This is a genomic window from Bacteroidales bacterium (assembly GCA_031275285.1).
Lineage (GTDB): Bacteria > Bacteroidota > Bacteroidia > Bacteroidales > UBA4181 > JAIRLS01.
On the sequence record JAISOY010000203.1, the window covers coordinates 92221 to 111956 of the forward strand.

A 19736-nucleotide genomic window follows, 5' to 3' on the forward strand; every position below is an offset into this window, starting at 1 on the left:
AAAAAACTTACGGCGGGCATCTGTGCTGTGGGTCATGTTGTTGGCGGTTTGTTTTACGCTGCCGGCACAACAACCGACCTATACTATGAAAGGTAAGGTATACGACGAGACCGGCGCTGTTCCGGGAGTTACTATTCAACTAAAAAACAAACCCGGGGGAGCCACTACCAATGCTGACGGTGAATTTACCATCAGGGCGCAGCGTGGCGATATGATCGTGTTTTCGTTTTTGGGCTTCGAAAGTGTTGAATACCTAGTAACCGAAGAAAAGCAAGATCTTGAAATCCAATTAGCCGAATCGTCTCAACAATTGGAAGAGGTACAGGTTGTAGCTCTTGGTTCGCAGCGAAAAATTTCAACCGTTGCTGCTGTTAGTAGTCTCGACGTCAAAGATCTTCAGGTGCCGGTTGCCTCTGTGGCCAACCTGTTAGGAGGACGTATCGCAGGCGTTGTTTCGCTGCAAACGAGCGGTGAACCGGGAAAGAACCTTTCAGAATTCTGGATTCGTGGTATCGGTACTTTTGGCGCCAATGCAAGCGCAATGGTTCTGATTGACGGTCTGGAAGGCGATATCAACAGTCTCGACCCCGCCGATATCGAATCCTTCTCGATCCTGAAGGATGCATCGGCTACCGCCGTTTACGGCGTACGCGGTGCCAACGGCGTAGTGCTGATCACTACCAAAAAAGGACAGGCGGGCAAAATGAGTATTACGGCGCGTGCCAACTGGACTATTTCGCATTTGGGCCGCATGCCCGATTATCTCCGCGCATACGATTATGCCAAATTGACCAACGAAGCGCTGGTGCTGAGAGGTGATGAACCCCAATACGATCCGGTGGAATTAGACATCATCAGGTTAGGCCTGGATCCCGATTTATATCCGGATGTCAGCTGGCAACGTGAAGTTATGCGCCGCAACTCCTTTAAACAGCAGTATTATCTCAGCGCAAGGGGTGGAGCGGATGTGGCCACTTATTTTTTCAGCCTGGGGGGAAGCAAGGAAGATGCCGCCTACAAATATGACAAATCGGTATATTCCAGCAATGTAGGTTACAATACTTATACCTACCGTCTGAACCTAGACCTGAATTTAACAAAAACCACCAAAGTCTATTTCGGTACGGACGGCTTTATTTCGATCAACAACACGCCGGGCGTAAGCAACACCGACTGGATATGGAATGCGCAGGGCCGGCTTAACCCGTTGCTGTTGCCTGTCAGGTATTCCAACGGCGAGTTGCCGGCAGCGCGTGTCGGCGATCTGACTGAGATTTCGCCCTCAGTGATGGTGAACCACATGGGGAGGCGTTCGGATCAGGAATTTAAAGGCAAAGCTACCTTGGCAATCACTCAGGATATGGATATGCTCGTTAAGGGGTTGAAAGTGAAGGTGCAGGGCGCCTACGATAACCAAAGTTTCTTCAACGAAGCGCGAATTGTTACTCCGGCTCTGTTTGAAGCTCAAGGTCGCGATACCAAAGGCGAGTTGGTTACCATCAACAGGCAGCAGGCTGATGATATAGGATATCTCAAAACTACCAACACTTACCGTAAATATCATTTGGAAACCAATCTCAATTGGGAAAGAGTGATCGCCGACAAACACCGCGTTTCAGCGCTGGTTTATTATTACCTGAGCGATGAGAAATATTCATCCGCATCAACCACTAATCTGAATGCTATCCCTGTACGATATCAGGGTGTATCGAGCAGGCTGACATACGGCTTCAAGGATACTTATATGATCGACTTTAACTTTGGTTACAACGGTTCGGAGAACTTTCAGCCGGGCCGTCAGTATGGATTTTTCCCATCCATAGCGGTGGGATGGGTACTGACTGGTTACGACTACGTAAGGGAGAATATGCCATGGGTTAATTTGTTTAAAATCAGGGCTTCTCACGGAACGGTGGGTAATGACCGCATCTCAAACAACCAACGTTTCCCCTATCTGACCACGGTAAACAGCACTAGCTATGGTCCCTGGGGTTCCTCTTTGGTAGAGGTTGTTAATGATGGCAGTATTGGCGCCGATAACCTCGAATGGGAAAAGGGAACCAAGTCCAATGTGGGTATTGATGCCCGTTTTCTGAAAGATAAGATTTCGTTTGTACTGGATTTCTTCAACGATGTACGCAACGGTATTTTCCAACAGCGTGTGCAGGTACCCGATTATGCAGGACTGCCCACCCTTCCCTACGGCAATGTCGGTAAGATGAGGAGTTACGGTGCCGATGGTAATGTCAGCTTTATGCATGAGATCAATCAAAATATGAGTTTCACGGTGAGGGGTAATTTCACTTACTCAAACAATGTTGTGAGTAATTGGGAGGAGGCCAATCCGAAATATCCCTACCAGGGAAAGAGCGACTATCCGTTCGAACCCACCATCGGGTATCAGAACCTGGGCTTTTTTAAAAGCCAGCATGATATCGATACCAGCCCGATACAGACATTCGGGACGGTGATGCCGGGAGATCTCAAATACCGCGACGTTAACGGCGATGGTAAAATTGACGGGGACGACCGTGTGCCACTGACATTCAGTAATTACCCCCGGCTGATGTACGGTTTCGGAGGTGAATTCAGGTACAGGAATTTATCTTTGGGTGTATTGTTCAAAGGCACCGGTGATACGCATTATTTCCGTAACGGTTATGGTTATGTACCTTTCTATGATGGCAAATTCGGTAATGTATTGAGCTCCGTCAACGATCCGGCCAACCGGTGGATCCCGATAGATTACGCCGTGGCAAACGGTATTGATCCCTCATTGGCCGAAAATCCGAACGCCAAGTTTCCAAGGCTGAGGTATGGCCGCGATAACAACAATACACAAACATCCGATTTCTGGAAGGCTAATTCCCGTTATTTGCGTTTGCAGGAAATCACCCTCAATTACAATCTCAGGAATCCGGTACTGCAAAAGATCGGTGTTTCGTCCATCGATTTACAGTTTGTAGGAAACAATCTCTATGTGTGGGATAAAGTGAAAGACTTTGATCCTGAACAGGCTTCTCGTAACGGGATCGTGTACCCGATACCTACTACTTATACCCTGCAAATCTACATTAACTTGTAATAAATCATCAAATGAGTAATATAAAAAAGATCATCAAGAGATTCATCCCATTTTTGCTATGTTTACCGCTTCTGTTCGGTTCATGCAAGGACTACCTGAATATCGACGATTATTTCAGCGAAGAGTTAAAGCTGGATTCCATCTTTATGGAGCTCCGTTACGTGGAAGCTTATATGTGGAATATTCCCAGGCACTTTAATGATGAGGCCGCCATCTGGCAGTACAATGATACCCCCGGTCCGTTGGCCACCGACGAAGCCTTCTGTAATTTCAACATCGGGGGCAACCAGATCAATGGTCTGTCTTTTGCGCTGGGTGAAACCTCGGCAAGTTATATGAATAACCTCAACAAATGGGGTAGGATGTACATGGCGATCCGCAAATGCAATACTATATTCAACCGTATAGACGAAGCGAAGGACATGACGGCTGACCAACGCCTCAGGATAATTTCGAATACGCGTTTCATACGGGCTTACGCCTATTATCAGATACTGGTGGACATGGGACCACCGATTTTGCTGGGAGAAGACATGGTTGCCAACAACGAGGACCTGGATTTTTATGATCGTGCCCGCTGCACATATGACGAGGCAGTAGAATATATTTGCTCCGAACTGGAAGAAGCCGCCAAAGGACTTGAACTTAAAACGGTCCTGATGGATTTTGGCCGTCCTACCAAAGGCGCCGCTTACGGGTTAGTTGCCCGTCTGCGCCTGATTCACGCCAGTCCGCTGTATAATGGTGGTCCTGCGGCGCGAAGCGTTTTCGGACGATGGAAACGCTCAACGGACGATGCGTATTATGTATCGCAGGTTCCTGACGAACGACGCTGGGCTGTGGCTGCCGCTGCTGCCAAGAGGGTGATGGATATGGGCCTGTACAAATTGCATGTGGCTCCGGCAAGCGCTTTCAGCAAACCGATGCCGGTAGGTATCACTGCCGACCCGGACTTTTACAAACCATGGCCGGAGGGCGCTGCTGAAATTGACCATTTCAAATCCTATTCGGACATGTTTACAGGCGAATCCGTAATACCCACCAATACTGAATTCGTATGGGGACGTAACTCGGGTACTGTCGCTGAAAATACCCGGATGGCATTTCCTTTGACGAACTCGGGATGGGGTTCACTGGCCGTACCGCAGAAGATCATTGATGCCTACCGGATGTTCGATGGCCGCACGATTTACGATTCACCAAGGCCCGATGGCTTATACCCCTATTCGGAAACAGGATTTTCGCCAGCTCCGGAAAACTTTTCGGATTACCAGCTCTTAGGTGGTACCTATAATATGTATATCAACCGCGAAATGCGATTCTATGCATCCATAGGTTTTACCAACTGCTGGTGGGAATTCGGTTCGGTAACCAACACCACTGCGGGTGTGAAGCAAATCTCATATCTGGTGAACGGCAACAACGGGAAAAATTCGGCTACCGCCGACGCCCAGGTCAACCATACCGCTACGGGTTACGTACTCAAAAAGTTTGTCCACCCGACGGATTCGTGGTTTGGAGATAATGCACGCCGTCTGGCCAAAGGCTGGCCGATCATCCGTTATGCAGAGATCCTGCTCTCGTATGCCGAAGCGTTGAATAACCTCACCACAAGCCATATTGTTGAAGTGGACGGTGTACAGCAGACATTCTCCAGGGATATGGAAGAAATCCGGCTGTCTTTCGGGCAGGTGCGTCACCGCGCAGGTCTTCCTGCACCAAGCGAAACGGAATTGAGTAATCCGCAAACCATTCAATCATTGATTGAACAGGAACGGATGGTGGAATTTCTTTGCGAAAATCGCCGTTATTACGATGTCCGCCGTTGGGGAAAATATGAAGAATCGGAATCGACAACCATGACCGGTATGAACATCGAAGGAGACGAGAGTAGTTATTACAGGCGCGTGGTCCCCAACAACTCCCGTATTGGCCAGCGGGTAGTGAACAAGAGACTGCATCTGGTTCCTCTTCCCCTGACCGAAGTAAGGAGACTTCCTTCGTTAGACCAGAATCCGGGATGGCAAGACTAATGACCGGAATGAATCAATAATTTATAATTCGAAAATATATGAATAAGTATATCAAGATATGTTTGGCAACCTTTCTCGTTTTCGCCTCGTTTTCCTGCGACCAGTATGAGGTATTTGAAAGGGAACAGTACAAAAGCCTGTTTGCTTTAGTGAGTGACGACGACAATGTTTCCACCTGGTTTCACGATCTACGGTTGAGCGAATCGGAAGGATACGTGACTGCATCGCTGGGCGGAACCAACCCGACGGACAAAGACATCCGGGTGACGCTGGTGGAAGACACCAAATTGATAGATGATTATAATGTGTTGACTTACGATTTGAACAGGTCGAAATACATCAAAGCGCTGGATCGCAGCAAATACACCATTCCCAGTTATGAACTGGTCATTCCGGCCGGAGAAGTGAGGGGTGTCATTCCTGTCAGGATCCGTCCCGAAGGATTGTCACCCGACTCTTCCTATTTCATCGCTTTAAGGATTGATTCGTATAATGTATATGAAGCTAATCCCGACAAGGAATATCTGCTTTATCAGGTTCGTATCAAAAACTGGTGGGCTTCGTATGGCGGCACCCGTTATGACCAGCGGGCCAAAAAAGCAGAGGATGGTTCCTCTATGTTGTTGGACAAATTTGGTAGCAAGTTGGTGTTTCCGCTTAGCGAGAATTCGTTCCGTATCATGGCGGGCGATATGTTGAATGACGATTCTGATCCGTATGTGTACAAACACAGGTCCATGAAAATTACCATTCTTGACGGTGACAAGCTCAGGATCGAACCTTATTACGATCAGGAAATCACCCAAAATGACGGCGATGAAGATTACCCGAATGTGATCATGGTAGAAGATGACGGTTTCAAAACCTATAAAACCTTCCTACTCTCATATACATACAGGGATACAGACGGCGTTCTTTACAATTTTAAGGAAGAATTGCGTATTGATTTCAAGGAAGATATCAATGACCCCCGAATATTAACCAAGTAAAACAGTAATCATGAAATATCAAATGAAAAATATTTTCATCGCTGTTGTAATATGCCTTCCGTTCCTTGTTGGTATTGCGGGCTGCGATGTTTATGATGCCAAGGAAGTTGATGCCATCATTACGGTCAATCATCGGTCTGTGAATATGTTTGTAGGCGAAACTTTTCAGCTGACTGCCAGTCCAGATGAAGCGTCTTTCTCATGGGTGAGCGAAGAACCCGAAGTGGCTGAAATTTCTGCCAACGGTTTGATAACAGCGAAAAGCGCAGGTGCAACCGACATTATTATAAGTTCGGGCGGTCAAAAGCTGAATGTGACTGTTACAGTCGATACCAAAATACCGCTGGCGGATTTCACACTAAATGAATATTCCCTCTCTCTGAGACGTGATGGTGAAATGTCAGTCCAGGTTTTTCCGGAGCCGATGAATGCCAATGATTACAAGGTGATTGAGTGGCGTTCGATGGATGAGGATATTGCCACGGTAGACTATAAAGGCCTCGTGATTGGAAGGACCTACGGAACTACAGAAGTCGAGTGTACTATTGTAGGAACGGAAAAGACCATTACAAAAGTCATTTCTGTGGAGGTGTCCATTGGACCACGGCCTACAACAGCTTTCAAAGGGCCGCATACCCTTTCCTCAGTTGCTCCTTACACACTGAAAGCCGCTGATTTCGACCATGGGGGTCGTGATAAAGCCTGGTATGATGCTAACACGGGAGAAAGCCAAGCGGGTACAGCCGGCATTCAATACCGGATAGATGGCGGTGACAACGATACACGAAGTGTTGCTATCGAAGGTGCTGGTAATAATATTGGTTATACCGCATCAGGCGAATGGCTGGTCTATACCGTTGAAGTGGAGGACGCCGGTGAATATACTTTTGAAGCGGAGGTAGCATGTAACGCCGCATCTGTTGTCAGACTCGAGATAGACAAACAGAGCGATTCGTGGAACGAGTGGAACACCCTGGTATCTATGAACCTTCCTGCGAATAACGGCTGGAGCAATTATAAATGGGAAACGGCAAGCAGTACCATTACTTTACCTGCAGGAACAGTGCGGCTCAGGTTCTATTTCGCAACAGCCAACTGTAACTTCAGGGCAATAAGGTTCACATATCAACCTTGATTTTAGATGATTAAGTCTGTCTCGAAAATACTTTGAGACAGACTTTTTTCAAAACCTTAGGATTATGTCAATCCCGACACGATCCTGAGGTTTTCTCATTTTGTATAATAAAAGCTGCATGAAATGCTCACTTTACTGACATGAATTTTTATAGATTATTTTAGAAATATCATTACAGATTATTGTCCACTCAAAATACCGGAAGATGGAATTTACCGCCCGGAATGGAGCATGATAGGTAATGAATGCAGATACTGAACTATGGAAATGGAAAAATAACCATGATCATAGTTACAGAATACTATTATAGTCGATACAGCCCTGTTGACTAAATCTTATATACTGTTTTGAATTAGTTAGGGTCCGTTAAGGTAGCAAAAAACGTTTTCAGAATTTCTAATTTTAGCTGATTTTTATATTTAGTTTCAACATTTAAAAGAATAAGAGCAAAGCCCTTGATTAGCTTCAACAATAGTTTTTCATATCATAAACTTATCCGGAGTTTTCCGGATCCGCATCATATCATTTATCTTTTCTTTCACAAAAAAGCCGGCTGAACAACGAATATTACATTGTACACATGAACTACAGGGATTTTGAGATAAAGGAAATGCTGAAATTATATCCCTGGTCATAGCCGGATCATTATACCCGTAATAATACATATAGGCACGCATCATGTCAGGTACAGGTAATTTTTGCGGACATTGGGGGACACATTTCCGGCATCCCTGGCAATACAACAATGTATGTTTATTTACCGATGTCAGGAATTCGCTTTCCTTTTCGGTCAATTTAAGGTCGGATACGGCTTCCAGGCATTCTTCCAGCTCTTCGAATGAGGTATAGCCCGCAAGTACCGTATGTATGCCGGGATTTTGCAATACCCATTTCAGTGCTGCTTTCGCATTTACTTTTTGTGTCCGTTCCTTGTCCATATATCCCCCCATCATGGCTTTCATGCCAATAACCCCCATGCCCGACTCTACTGCCCGTTTTATTGCCGCGTTCAACGGGTCATGATGCTGTTGATTGAAATTATATGCAGTAAGTACTACATCATAATTACCATTATCCACCATGGTATGGATGACCTCCGGCTCATTACTGTGCGTGGAAATTCCGATATGTTTCACCCGGCCCTCTTTTTTCAGTTTCAGCATCACATCGAGTACCGGCTGGCAGTTTACCTCATCAGTAGTACTGACATCATGGTAATAAAGGATGTCGATATAATCTGTTCTCAACCTTTTCAGGCTTGTTTCGAATTTTTCTGCAAATCGTTGGGAAAGATCTCCGGGCGTTTTCTCATATATTTTCGTTGCCAGGACAAATGAATCACGGTCTTTTCCGGCAAAAAAATCACCCAGCATTTCTTCCGTTTTACCGTTCTGGTATCCGTTGGCCGTATCAAAATGAATGACTCCCGAATTATAGGCCGCCCTTACCACAGGCAAATGATTAGAACTTACTCCCATACTCAGTACGGGCAGTTGAATTCCTGTTTTCCCCAGCGTGCGGCGGGGTAAAGTCTCTTTTTTGCAGGAGTTGCTTCCTTTTGTTGTTTGTTCTCCCAGAACAAATCCGACTCCGGCAGCAGCAGATAATTTCAGAAAATCACGCCTGTTAACCTGGTTTTCCATTATAATTAAGGCATTGTAAAAAAATAAATGTATCACTTTGTTCTTTTTCTTTTTGACGCCGCAAAAAGAAACAAAAACGGCTTGGCGATTTAAATGTGCTTCGCCTATCGGCTTTGCTTGAACGGAAAATCGGCAATATGGAATGCTCCGCATTGATAAACGGGCTTACGCCCGGGAGGAATTCTACAAGTACACGGAGATAATACCTCAGATTGTTGTGTTTATCTATTGACAATTCTTAAGATATTTTATCTTCCCAGCCATAATATCGCCCGCTGAAAAGCTATCCGGAAATTTTTATCCCTGAAGATCCCTGGACCATGGCCGGGTACGATGCCGACTATCTTACCCTTGCCGTACTGATGTGTATACATGATCACCGGATCGCTGTCCGGATGATCGGTGACCAGTAAAGGGTGTATTTCCGGGGAACTCCACATTTTTCCGTATATTTCGTCGTGAAGAAGAAAACTTTCATCTATTCCCTGGGTGATAAAATGCTTTTTATCTACCACTTTCACAGGAATATCCACATCGTGTTTGTATTTTGACACGCCATATTCCACTCCATCCACATCCTGATGACTCATGAAATATTTTATACCGGCTATTTTAGCAAATTCAGGCCATGTATTATAGGTCAGCAAACCATCATGCAGGATAAAAACAGGCTTTCCCCCGCTCACTGCCTTTATCAGGTTTTGCCTGCTTGCTTCCGGGAATTCTTCCAGGCAAATATCATAAAACAGGATGACATCATATTTATCCGTATTTTCCGGTTTGAACAATTCCTGTGACTCCCGGTTATTGTATACCTTCCATGTAATATTTTCAAGACTTTCCAACAATGGAGCGTAAAGTGCAGTATCCAGCTTTTCGTTCATTCCCGAAATCATGGCTAAACGTATAGATTTTTCTTTACAGGAAGAAGAGATCACAATACCTGCCAATAATACTATTTTTAAAGCTTTCCTAAACATTTTCAATTGGTTTTGTTATTCGCTGTTACTCATGGGACCGGCTGCGCCTAAGTTCGCCGAGCTAAAGGTTATCGATTCTCAATTCTCAATTCTCAATTCTTATTTAGTATTCCGCCAATAAAGTCAGCCATTTTCCGGCCGACGTAACCCAAACTTCCTTATAACAGGCATTGTTCACCTGGGGCCAATACGGGATGTCCTCATTATCAAGGCTGCGTATCCCTACCGGCATTTCCCCTACCATTTCCCCGGAAGAAAAACTGTCCATCTGGGGATAGTTGTGTCCTTCACCGTATATCAGGGACTGTCCGAAAGGATTTTTTCCGACGGTCCAATACAACTGTTCCTTTCCAATACCTAGCAGTTCGTTATCCTTAAGGAAGTTTCCGCAAATGGCAGCTGCTTTTCCCATGGAAAGGTGTATGGCTGTATTGCCGTTGAAGATACTGAACCAGACGGGGAAACGTTTCAGGTAATGTTTGCTGTCTAACTGAAGTCCTCTCTTTACCTGCTCCACATACAATTCTTTTGCATTAGAGGGTGGAAAGAGATGTAGGCTATAAAAACTTGTTGAGTCCTTGTGTTCATCTATATGATACACACCGCCGGGCAACATGCCGTAAGGCGCTGTGTACTGCATCAGGCCTTTCAGGTATTCGCCGTGCAGACGGATGGATTCCGTCCATTTATTATAATCGGGATGTCTGGGTTGTGTTTCGCAAAGCAAAGCTATTGCCTGCATATACACCTGTTCACGTGACTGGTGTATATAATGGACAATGGATTGTTTTGATTTATCGCGGTAGAAGAATCCTTTGGTTTTGTTTTTATCACCCAGAGGCTCTTTCCGTTGGCAATCCAGGGTATATTTGATGTATTCGGCTGCCAGCCCGGCATAGTACGGTTCTTTGGTCAATTTATACAACATGCTGGCTGCCCATGAAATAGTGGCCATATACTGGCTTTCGGAAGTATTATAACTATGCTCATAAAAATGGATAAAGCCGCCATAGCCCGATTCGGCATGTTTTTTCATGGCAAATTCAAAGTCATCTTTGGCTACACGCCGGAGATGTTCCTGTAACATCGGGTCGCGGTCGATAGTTAAGGCAGCATAAGCTTCGTAAGCGGCATACAGGAAATTATCGAAGGCCAGGTTCTGTACACGGACACTTGTGATATCATCCAGTGTTCCGAATACACCGTCCTGCCAGATCAACAACCCGACACTACTGGCACGGTATCCGTCGCCATAACGGTTACGCAGCACAAATTCCAGTCCCCATTCGGCTTCTTCGAGCAAACGGGCGGCAAGGGCAGGGTTTTTATCTTTCTGGTTATTGTAGGCTTCCAATAAGGCATAGGTGACATCTCCCGTCTGTAAAGTCTGTTGCGATAAATCACCGGCATCATGCCAACCACCGGCATAGGATATCATTTTTCCGTCGTGTTTGGAACAAAGATCGGTATGGCAGGTGCCGTGCTTTCCGGGAACCGGATAACCGCAACGCTGGCAGAAAATAAAGTTCAGCACGCGCCACATGGAATTTTCCCAGATATGCTGGTCGATACGGAAAGATGGAGTAAGAACATTGCCGACCTTTAGCCGGTAATCACCGGACTCGTTAAAGGCAGTGAAATCCAGCACATCAAATTCACCGATGGTGGTTTTTTCCTGTTTTATCTGCCCGTTAAAAACAGCCTTTCCGGTTTGTGCATTCATCACTTGAAACCGGTTATTATGCAGGGATTTATCCATATTGACAATGGCAGTTTTATCACTGTTCAGCATGTACCCGGTTGTAGAATAGACTATTTTATTCTTTCCGGGCAACCATCCGCTGACGATTTCTGGGTCATCTACTTGCTGTAACTCAATTTTGTCAATGTAATATATGGCTGAATCACCGCTCGTCCGGTCTTTTCCTTTGATACTGACATTAAAGCCGATCCTCGACACTTTATTCCGTTGAAAGTCGCCAATGTCCAAAAAGCAACGATTCCATTGTTTGTTGACCAGATTGATCAGGTGCGAAGCGGAACGCGGACCAGGACTATCCGATGAACCATTATTATGAAAAGATAAGTTCAGGTTGACAACACGTGCTCCGTCACAATCAGGATAAATGTAGAATTCAATACGGTTATAGTTTTCCCAGTTGGCTTCACCTGTTTGATAAGTAACTCCGACATTACCATAGGTAGCATAATCGGGGTCCGAAGGTGATCCTTTGGCTCTTTTCCCGGTGTAAGTGGGGTATTCTATCCGTAAACTGCCGTTTCCCGATACGGTTTTCTGTTTCGAATGACTCATCCTGCCCTGCCCGGAATGACTCCATCCGTTAATGGTTTTCATATCACAAAGGGTACTGACGGTTGATATTTTTTTCTTCAAACCGTTTGTTTCGAAGGAATTTTCGGTATTCAGGGACAGGGGGCTGTGAATCAGGCCCGTTTTAATGATCTCTTTCTCCAGAACAGGGTCCTGTGTCAATTTTGTCTGTGCAAAGGAACTGGCTCCATAGAAGCTGATTGCCAGCACTGCAAGGGTTGTTCTTATCTTCATATCACAACAATTTTATTTTTTGAACGGATCTCCGTTTTTATCGATGCTCACTACCCATCTGAATGCATTGATAATTAGATGATTTTGTGTCGCATCGGTAAATGCTTTTCCATCGTGCCCCATATTCAGGTAAATCATCCGGTATTTCGTATTGGTCCATACAACGGGTAGATCACCGTCCACAAGTATATCCTTCAGCCCTAAAGGATAGTTTTCAGGGGATAAGGTTACCAGCACCTCGATGTCTTTATTTTCCCGGGGACTGGGTTTCCATTGGTACCATTCATTTTCGGGTGCGACAAAAGCCTGGGGTAATCCCCTTGTCACCGGATGCTCTTTATCTACTACCACTTTGGCTGTCATCGACGGCCAGTTATTCCGGTGAAATACCCCTCCTCCGAGGAAATCGAGGTACCAGGGCCAATTGGTATTCCTGTCATTGTATGCTGCTACGTGAAATCCCATCCAGCCGCCGCCGTTTTCCATATATTGCTGAAAGGCTTCACGCTGATCTTTCCCGTGAGGCTGGTCATTGAGCATGATTACCAGTTGATACTGGTTCAATTTCTCAATATTACAATCCGAAAAGTCGGAAGTAACATCAAAGACAAATCCTTTACCGATATTCAGGTAATTAAAATATTTAACTGCTTCGAGGGCAAACTCCACATGTGCTTTTTCGACTTTATCATTATAAAATGCAAGTACCTTAAAGCGTGGAAATCTTTGTGCCCAGGTATTGGTTCCCAGACAGAACAGGAGAAATAACACAATAGCCGGTAAAAAACTGACAGGTGTCTTTTTCATGAGATAAATTTATTTATGCGGATCAAGGATTAAAAATACTTGTTTCGATTGTCCCGAAGGGACTGAAAATAAATAACCGTGAGTGTAACTCACGGGCAATTGCGAAACCAACGAACCGTCCCTGAAAGGGGCGAATTTCATATCCAGAATATTTGCCCCCTTTGGGGACATCATGTGAGAAGCATCTTCCTGCCACAGGTTATACCCGTGGTTATTTACATTTACCCGGTTACCTTCGGTGAACCTTGTGGGTTTTGCGTACTCAATAGATAAATATTGGAACATGCGTTTTATTTTTTATATGATCGATTCCGGTGTTTTGTTTTTTACCGGCACACGTTTCAAAACGTGCACCGGTAGAAACAAACAACATCAACTACTAAACCAATCAATTCTTACTTACTACTTTTCCTTTATCAATATACCTGAACTCCGGCCGCAGGGTATACACATTCTCCGTCGGGAAATCATCCGGTATGCCTTGTGTAACCTTTCCGGTTGCCGCCCATTCGGCTCCCCTGGCCAATGTCACCTGAAACCCGGTACATTCCATGGCATACCGCAATTCCGGATCGTTTCCGGCATGTCCGAGAAGGGTGACAAATGCTTTTCCCTTTCCATATTTTACCGTCCATATCATCGGTTCATGCCGTCCGGAACCGCCATCCTCAGAGCCATCCCAGGTGGTAGCCAATATTTCCATATTTTTGGCAGGGCCACGCAGTTTGGAGTATATCTCATCTTTGAAATGACGCCATACCGGATTCAACCCTTTCAGTATGGGATGTTCAGGATTACGGTGCTCGATGGTGGACATGCGTTGAAGTGCATGATGTCCTGCCCATCCGGGAGAATAATCATATACGAATTTACCGTCGGCCCAGTATACATAAGGGCCCCATTTTTCATTACGTCCGTTCCATGCGCCCAGGCCGATGATTTCATTGTATGCTGGCCAGTCCTCCATCGGAACCATTGAGGAATGGACGGCTACTACTCCGCCGCCATCCGCCACGAATTTTTCGAAATTTTTCCTCGTCTCTTCGGCCCAGGTGGCTCCTCCGTAATTAATGATAACCAACTCATATTTACTGAAATCAGGATTGAACAGTTTCATATCGCCGCCCCAGTCGGGTGTTTCAATAATATCGACTGTAAACAGACCTGTATTTTCAAGTATCTGTTTCATGGCATCATTGCCGCCTTTCCACCAGTGGCTTCCGTCCTGGCCGGTAGCAATCATCGCTTTGATTTTCTTCTGGGCGGAAACATGAGAGTTCATTCCCGCGAAGAAAATGAAAACCAATAGAATGTATCTTGTTATTTTCATCTTTGAAATTGTAAAGAACATATCATTTTTCTTTTTTCTGTTCTTTTTGATACCGCAAAAAGAACCAAAAACGGTTTGACGATTATTCCCTTCGGTCATGAGATCACTCCGTTAAGTTTTAACGCGCTCCGCCTATTGGCTGCGCTTGAACGGAAAATCGTCAATATGGTATGCTCCGCATGGATAAACAGGCTAATGCCTGAATACTTAGCAAAGGTTTGAGAAAATACATCATATTTGGGACGCATAATCATTAATCCCTTTTGATCACTCCGTTATAGACAGCCTTGCGTAAGGTTCCTTCTGCATCATCACCGTCATAATCCCAATACATGGCGCCCAGCATTCCTTTTTCCAGCAAATACTTACATTTGATCTCAATGGAACGCGGATTTTCGAAAGAACATACGATTTCTCCCGCAGAATTCACCAGGTATGGCGTTTTGGAAACATCATCCCATTTTTCGGTAAATCCGGTAAGTGTGATGATTTTCTTGTAATCCATAAAATCACCGATTTCCTTACTGCCCCGACCATAAAAAGGCATCCCCAATGTAAGTTTGTTCAGGGGTACTCCGGCTTTTACATGGGCATCTACCGACTCATGGGCATTCATCCACCCGGAATTTTCGGAAGCATACAATGCGGCATGATGTTTCGGTGCTCCTCCCATATCGTAAGTCATGATGTTCACGAAATCGATATACGGGTCGATGGCTTTAAAATCGACATATTTGGCGCTGGCATTCGAAGCAAGTGTCAGAAGCTTGTTTTTGCCAATGGTTTCACGGATATCCCGCATCAGCAAAGTGAAATTCTTAGTATCATCTGGCGATGAGGAAATATTGGCCATGGAAGTGGTCGGAAATTCCCAGTCAAGGTCGATGCCATCCAGGTCGAACTCTTTGACCACGCGTTGGCAATCGGCAGCAAAAGCTTTCCGGTTGGCTTCATCAGCAGCCATTTCGCTGAACCGGCCGCTTCCCCATCCTCCGATTGAAAGGAATATTTTTAACGATGGCTTTTGTTTTTTTAATCCAACGATCATTTTCAAGCGGTCTTCGTTATCGATACGGATACCGTTGAATGTATTATTTACATGGCCGAAGGCATAATTGATATGGGTGACATATTCGGGATCAGGAACGATCCGGCTCCACGATGTGACATATGCAAGTACTACTTTGTCTTCTTTCCTGGATGTTTGCGCTGTACAGGCACTATTTATAAGCAATGTTATGATGAATATCTGGATGGTTTTCATGATTGTAATGATGAATTTTGAATGATGAACGATGAATTTTGAATTTTAAATCTTGAATCTTGAACCCGAACCGAGCTTGCGAGCTCATCAAAGATAAACTTTGAACTATATTTTCAACTTGATATGGATACGTCCCAACAGATAAGTAATACCGATCACCAAGAACGAGTATACGACACAGTTCAGAATACCGACAAATCCCGTTGTCAGGAACTCGGGCAGCCGTATACCCAATAGACTGGATATACTATAGGTAAGGTAGGGTACCAGATAACAGGTCAGTGTTGCTGTACCTGCCGGTTTGATGATATTGAACCACGATGCCTTTCCTTTTTCCACTAACCAGTAAATAATGGCATATGTCCCGACTGCAGCAGCCGTACAATAGAAGATCCATGGCGGTGTGGCCTGTATTTTCGATACAATCCAGAAACGATGTGATATAAATCCGGCAACTAATAATATGATTACTGCCGAAACAGCAAAAATGACCTTTTTACTATTGGCAGCATTGATATATTTCGTACTGACCAGCGAAAGCACAATACCTCCCATTGTAAATGCAGGTAAAGCACCGTTTCCTATGTGCAGGATATTCAGTATCTCATCGAGGAAATTTCCCCGCGGGAGTTTCCATAGTGATTCTCCGCTCAACATACCGCTTTTCAGTATACATAGCAAAATGAAGAACAACCAGATAGAGATCAGATATTTCAGACGGTCACGGGTGAAAAGATAAATAAAGGCACATATAAAATATGTCCATCCGATAAGTCCGAGGATACCCCACCAGCGGGCACGGAAAATACCTCCATTAGAATCCCGGAATACAATCGCCAGATATACCAGAAGCACGACACCAAGTACTTTCAGTGCCGTGTACAGGTGTTTCATGGGTTTATCGCTAGTCGGATAAACGTTCCATACGAGGAAAAAACCGGCAACCATCAGTATCCGGTATGTGGCCAGGGTAAATCCTGTGTCATGGGAAACACCCGACTCGGTATTTACAATAAATACTCCCATCACCAAAAGAGCGAAAGTACGCATCAGGATATGCCCGACCGTACTTACGCCGGGAGCTCCTTTACTGAATCGCCGTTCGATGGCAAAGGGTATGGACATCCCCACAACAAAAAGGAAACAGGGAAAAACGATGTCGGCCAGTCCCAGGAAATCCTGATTACTTTCGGCATGACCCAGCCATGCTGGCTCTCCTTTTATGGTCCACAGGTCATTGACAAAGATCATCAACAACATGGTGAGGGCCCTTAAAATGTCTATTGCAACATTTCTTTGGGTAAAATCAATGCTTTTTGTATTCATTTAATTTATTGAATATTGATGATAGAATATTGAATATTATTTACTACCGTTCATGAACCCGTAAACATCAAAAGTTATACAGTTCAACGTTAAACCCGGAACTTTGAACCCGGAATCTTGAATTTACTTTTCCGGCTTCCATTCAATGGTGTCATACACCCATTGTGTCGACAGGTTATTGCCCTTTTCATCGACCGTAAATTTTCCGTCTTTGATATAACGGCGGTATAATTCGAATTTCCCGTCCTTGTTACGGTCTTCGAGTTTTATTTCCCTTTCGGTTGAAATGACAACATCGGACATATACTTGATTTTCTTGGTATAGGCATCCAGAATGACATAATAATTCCTGAACAGGTCGAAATAAGGATAATGACCATTGTGCGCACTAAACAACAATACCTCTTCCAATGCAGGATCATCGTCCATCTGGACAGTTTCGGATTTATGCAGTCCAAATCCCCGCCTTTGGGCCTCGGGCGGATATCTGTCCCAGGTACGGGGCTCGCTTACCACAAATTGTCCCTGCACCTGAATGAACAAACATATCAGGAAAGAAAAGCAAATAAGGATTTTATAATTCATGACGCGAATAAAATTTTCCGATGATTATTCTGCCGATTGTTTGATTCTGGAACCGATCAGGGCATAATACAACATGAACAATTCCCCGAAAATAACAATCGCCCATGTCCATCTCCATCCATGGATCGCGTCGGCAAACACGCCTTGCAATAACGGTAGTATGGCGCCACCAACTACTCCGATCATAAAAACGCCGGATGCCACCGAGGTATATTTTCCCAACTTGGCAACAGAAAGGGTGAAAATGGCACCCCACATAATTGAGTGGAATAATCCGACAGCTACCAGCAGCCATGGGTTATTCATAGCAATAGCCAATACCGTAAGGACAGTTGCCGAAACTGTAGTGGTAATTAACTGTACCCGTGGCGGTATTTTACTCAGTGAACTACCCACTAACCGGCCGATCAGCATTCCTCCCCAGTAAAGTGTGGCCATCAGTGCCGGAATAGCAAAATTGATCCCGAAAATCGTCAATGATTTGTTTCCAAAGAACGAGAAAGAACCGTGCAGGCTTTCCTGTTCAATCGCATACAGGTTGATATTCGTACCGATACAGACTTCAACGCCTACATAGAAAAAGATAGCGATCACGCCTAATGTCAGGTGTCTGAACGACCATACACTCTTCTCCAGTTTTTCCCCGACTTCTGCTTTCGTACCTTGTATATCGGGTAAAGCCAGTTTGAGAAGCACCAGCACAACAAGTAACATAATACCTGCCAATACTAAAAACGGTGCCTGCAACTGACTGACCTGTACGTCTTCCATAGCTAATCCACCGAAAACGATCCCGGAAACAAAGAACGGAGCCATGGTAGTTCCGATGGAATTGGCAGAGCCACCGATAGCCAGACGTTGAATGGGTTGCGTACCGCGAACATAACATGCTGTAAGGTATGGATTAATCACCACCTGCATGATGGTAGCCGATGCTCCTACGACGAATGACCCCAAAAGGAAGATAAAAAAGCCAGTGGGAACAGTTGCCGATGCTATCTGTACATTCGATTCCGGAAACTTTACTGTAAACCATGATGACAGGAAAAAGATCACTAACCCGACGATCATGACAAAAATAGAACGAACCAGTGTTCCTTTATATCCGTATTTGGTTACCCATGATGAACCGACTCCGCCCGTAAGAGGATATGCTAGAAACCACGAAAATGTGATCAACGTAACGAAGGTATTTTTCAAACCGCCTGCACCTTTTAAAAAGGCTTCTTTTAATGGTCCCTGAAACTGGCCGTTGGCTGTAGTTAGAAAACCGACTACAAAAAACAGGAAGACTAAAGTAATAAATGGCCCTACATAATTGACTTGCTTTTCTTGATTCATGATTTTAGGTTAATATTGTTTATAATGATGATGGTTTATTAATAAACGTTCAAAATTTAAAATTCAAGATTCAAAATTGAGTAAGCATGTAATCTTGAATTTTGAATCCGGAACTTTGAATTACAAAAATTTAGCGGCATCTGTATCCAACAGGAATTCACAATTGGGATGCAACTGTAATATGGAAGCCGGAACATCTGTGGTTATGGGGCCTTTCAACATCTTAGCCACAATTTCGGCTTTGCTTTCTCCTTTGGCTACCAGGATTATTTTACGGGCATGCATGATATTTTTTATACCCAGTGTCAGGCCGCCCAATTCCTTTTCAGGTGGAGTATTGGTTTCCCTCCTGATCCTTTCTTCCAGTACTTCATCCATTCTGGAGTGCCAGGTTTCGCTTTCAAAAGGAGTACCCGGTTGATTGAAACCCAGATGTCCGTTAGTACCCAAACCAAGCATCTGCATATCGATACCTCCCCTTTCTTCGAGTGCTTTCTGGAATAATACACACTCTTTTTCGAAATTGTCCGAATAAGTAGGGGGCATGATAAAATTCTTTTCCGGTATCCTTAAAGTATCCACAATTTCCGTTTTCAACATAGTATAACATGCACCTGCATATTCCCTGGGTACGTTGGTAACTTCGTCGAGT

General features: G+C 44.6%; 14 protein-coding genes and 1 pseudogene. 4 read left to right on the forward strand and 11 right to left on the reverse strand.

What is annotated here, in order from left to right:
* The first annotated feature begins 34 nt into the window (after positions 1–34).
* From LBQ60_19960 to LBQ60_19975, 4 genes are read left to right on the forward strand one after another with little or no spacing between them, the layout of a single operon-like run.
* The gene (locus LBQ60_19960; GenBank protein MDR2040202.1) at positions 35–3085 is read left to right on the forward strand and encodes a TonB-dependent receptor; all 3051 of its coding nucleotides are present in this window, start codon (positions 35–37) and stop codon (positions 3083–3085) included.
* 11 nt (positions 3086–3096) lie between these two features.
* Positions 3097–5118, forward strand: coding sequence for a RagB/SusD family nutrient uptake outer membrane protein (locus tag LBQ60_19965; GenBank protein MDR2040203.1), 2022 nt, complete (start codon positions 3097–3099; stop codon positions 5116–5118).
* Between the two features lie 38 nt (positions 5119–5156).
* Positions 5157–6107 (forward strand): DUF1735 domain-containing protein, encoded by a 951-nt coding sequence (locus LBQ60_19970; protein ID MDR2040204.1) that lies wholly within the window; start codon positions 5157–5159, stop codon positions 6105–6107.
* Positions 6108–6129: 22 nt separating this feature from the next.
* The gene (locus LBQ60_19975) at positions 6130–7242 is read left to right on the forward strand and encodes an Ig-like domain-containing protein (GenBank protein ID MDR2040205.1); all 1113 of its coding nucleotides are present in this window, start codon (positions 6130–6132) and stop codon (positions 7240–7242) included.
* Between the two features lie 479 nt (positions 7243–7721).
* On the opposite strand, the gene LBQ60_19980 is transcribed toward LBQ60_19975, so the two are convergent.
* The 11 genes and pseudogenes from LBQ60_19980 to LBQ60_20030 form a co-directional block, all read right to left on the reverse strand.
* On the reverse strand, positions 7722–8885 hold the full coding sequence (locus LBQ60_19980) for an aldo/keto reductase (protein ID MDR2040206.1): 1164 nt from the start codon (positions 8883–8885) through the stop codon (positions 7722–7724).
* A gap of 248 nt (positions 8886–9133) precedes the next feature.
* Entirely contained in the window at positions 9134–9865 is a 732-nt protein-coding gene (locus LBQ60_19985) for a ThuA domain-containing protein (GenBank protein ID MDR2040207.1), read from the reverse strand.
* A gap of 103 nt (positions 9866–9968) precedes the next feature.
* Positions 9969–12431, reverse strand: coding sequence for a glycoside hydrolase family 9 protein (locus tag LBQ60_19990; GenBank protein MDR2040208.1), 2463 nt, complete (start codon positions 12429–12431; stop codon positions 9969–9971).
* Between the two features lie 12 nt (positions 12432–12443).
* A complete protein-coding gene (locus LBQ60_19995; GenBank protein ID MDR2040209.1) occupies positions 12444–13238 on the reverse strand; it encodes a ThuA domain-containing protein in 795 nt (264 codons plus the stop codon).
* Between the two features lie 9 nt (positions 13239–13247).
* A complete protein-coding gene (locus LBQ60_20000; GenBank protein MDR2040210.1) occupies positions 13248–13523 on the reverse strand; it encodes a hypothetical protein in 276 nt (91 codons plus the stop codon).
* A 103-nt stretch (positions 13524–13626) separates the two neighbouring features.
* Complete coding sequence (locus LBQ60_20005) at positions 13627–14568, reverse strand: ThuA domain-containing protein (GenBank protein ID MDR2040211.1); 942 nt, start codon at positions 14566–14568, stop codon at positions 13627–13629.
* A gap of 280 nt (positions 14569–14848) precedes the next feature.
* A pseudogene (locus LBQ60_20010) lies at positions 14849–15832 on the reverse strand (glycoside hydrolase family 18 protein).
* A 105-nt stretch (positions 15833–15937) separates the two neighbouring features.
* A complete protein-coding gene (locus LBQ60_20015; GenBank protein ID MDR2040212.1) occupies positions 15938–17158 on the reverse strand; it encodes a DUF5009 domain-containing protein in 1221 nt (406 codons plus the stop codon).
* A 123-nt stretch (positions 17159–17281) separates the two neighbouring features.
* Complete coding sequence (locus LBQ60_20020; GenBank protein ID MDR2040213.1) at positions 17282–17743, reverse strand: hypothetical protein; 462 nt, start codon at positions 17741–17743, stop codon at positions 17282–17284.
* Positions 17744–17767: 24 nt separating this feature from the next.
* A complete protein-coding gene (locus LBQ60_20025; protein MDR2040214.1) occupies positions 17768–19087 on the reverse strand; it encodes an MFS transporter in 1320 nt (439 codons plus the stop codon).
* Positions 19088–19204: 117 nt separating this feature from the next.
* Positions 19205–19736 (reverse strand): 6-phosphogluconolactonase (locus LBQ60_20030; protein MDR2040215.1); only part of this gene is annotated, 532 nt, incomplete at its 5' end.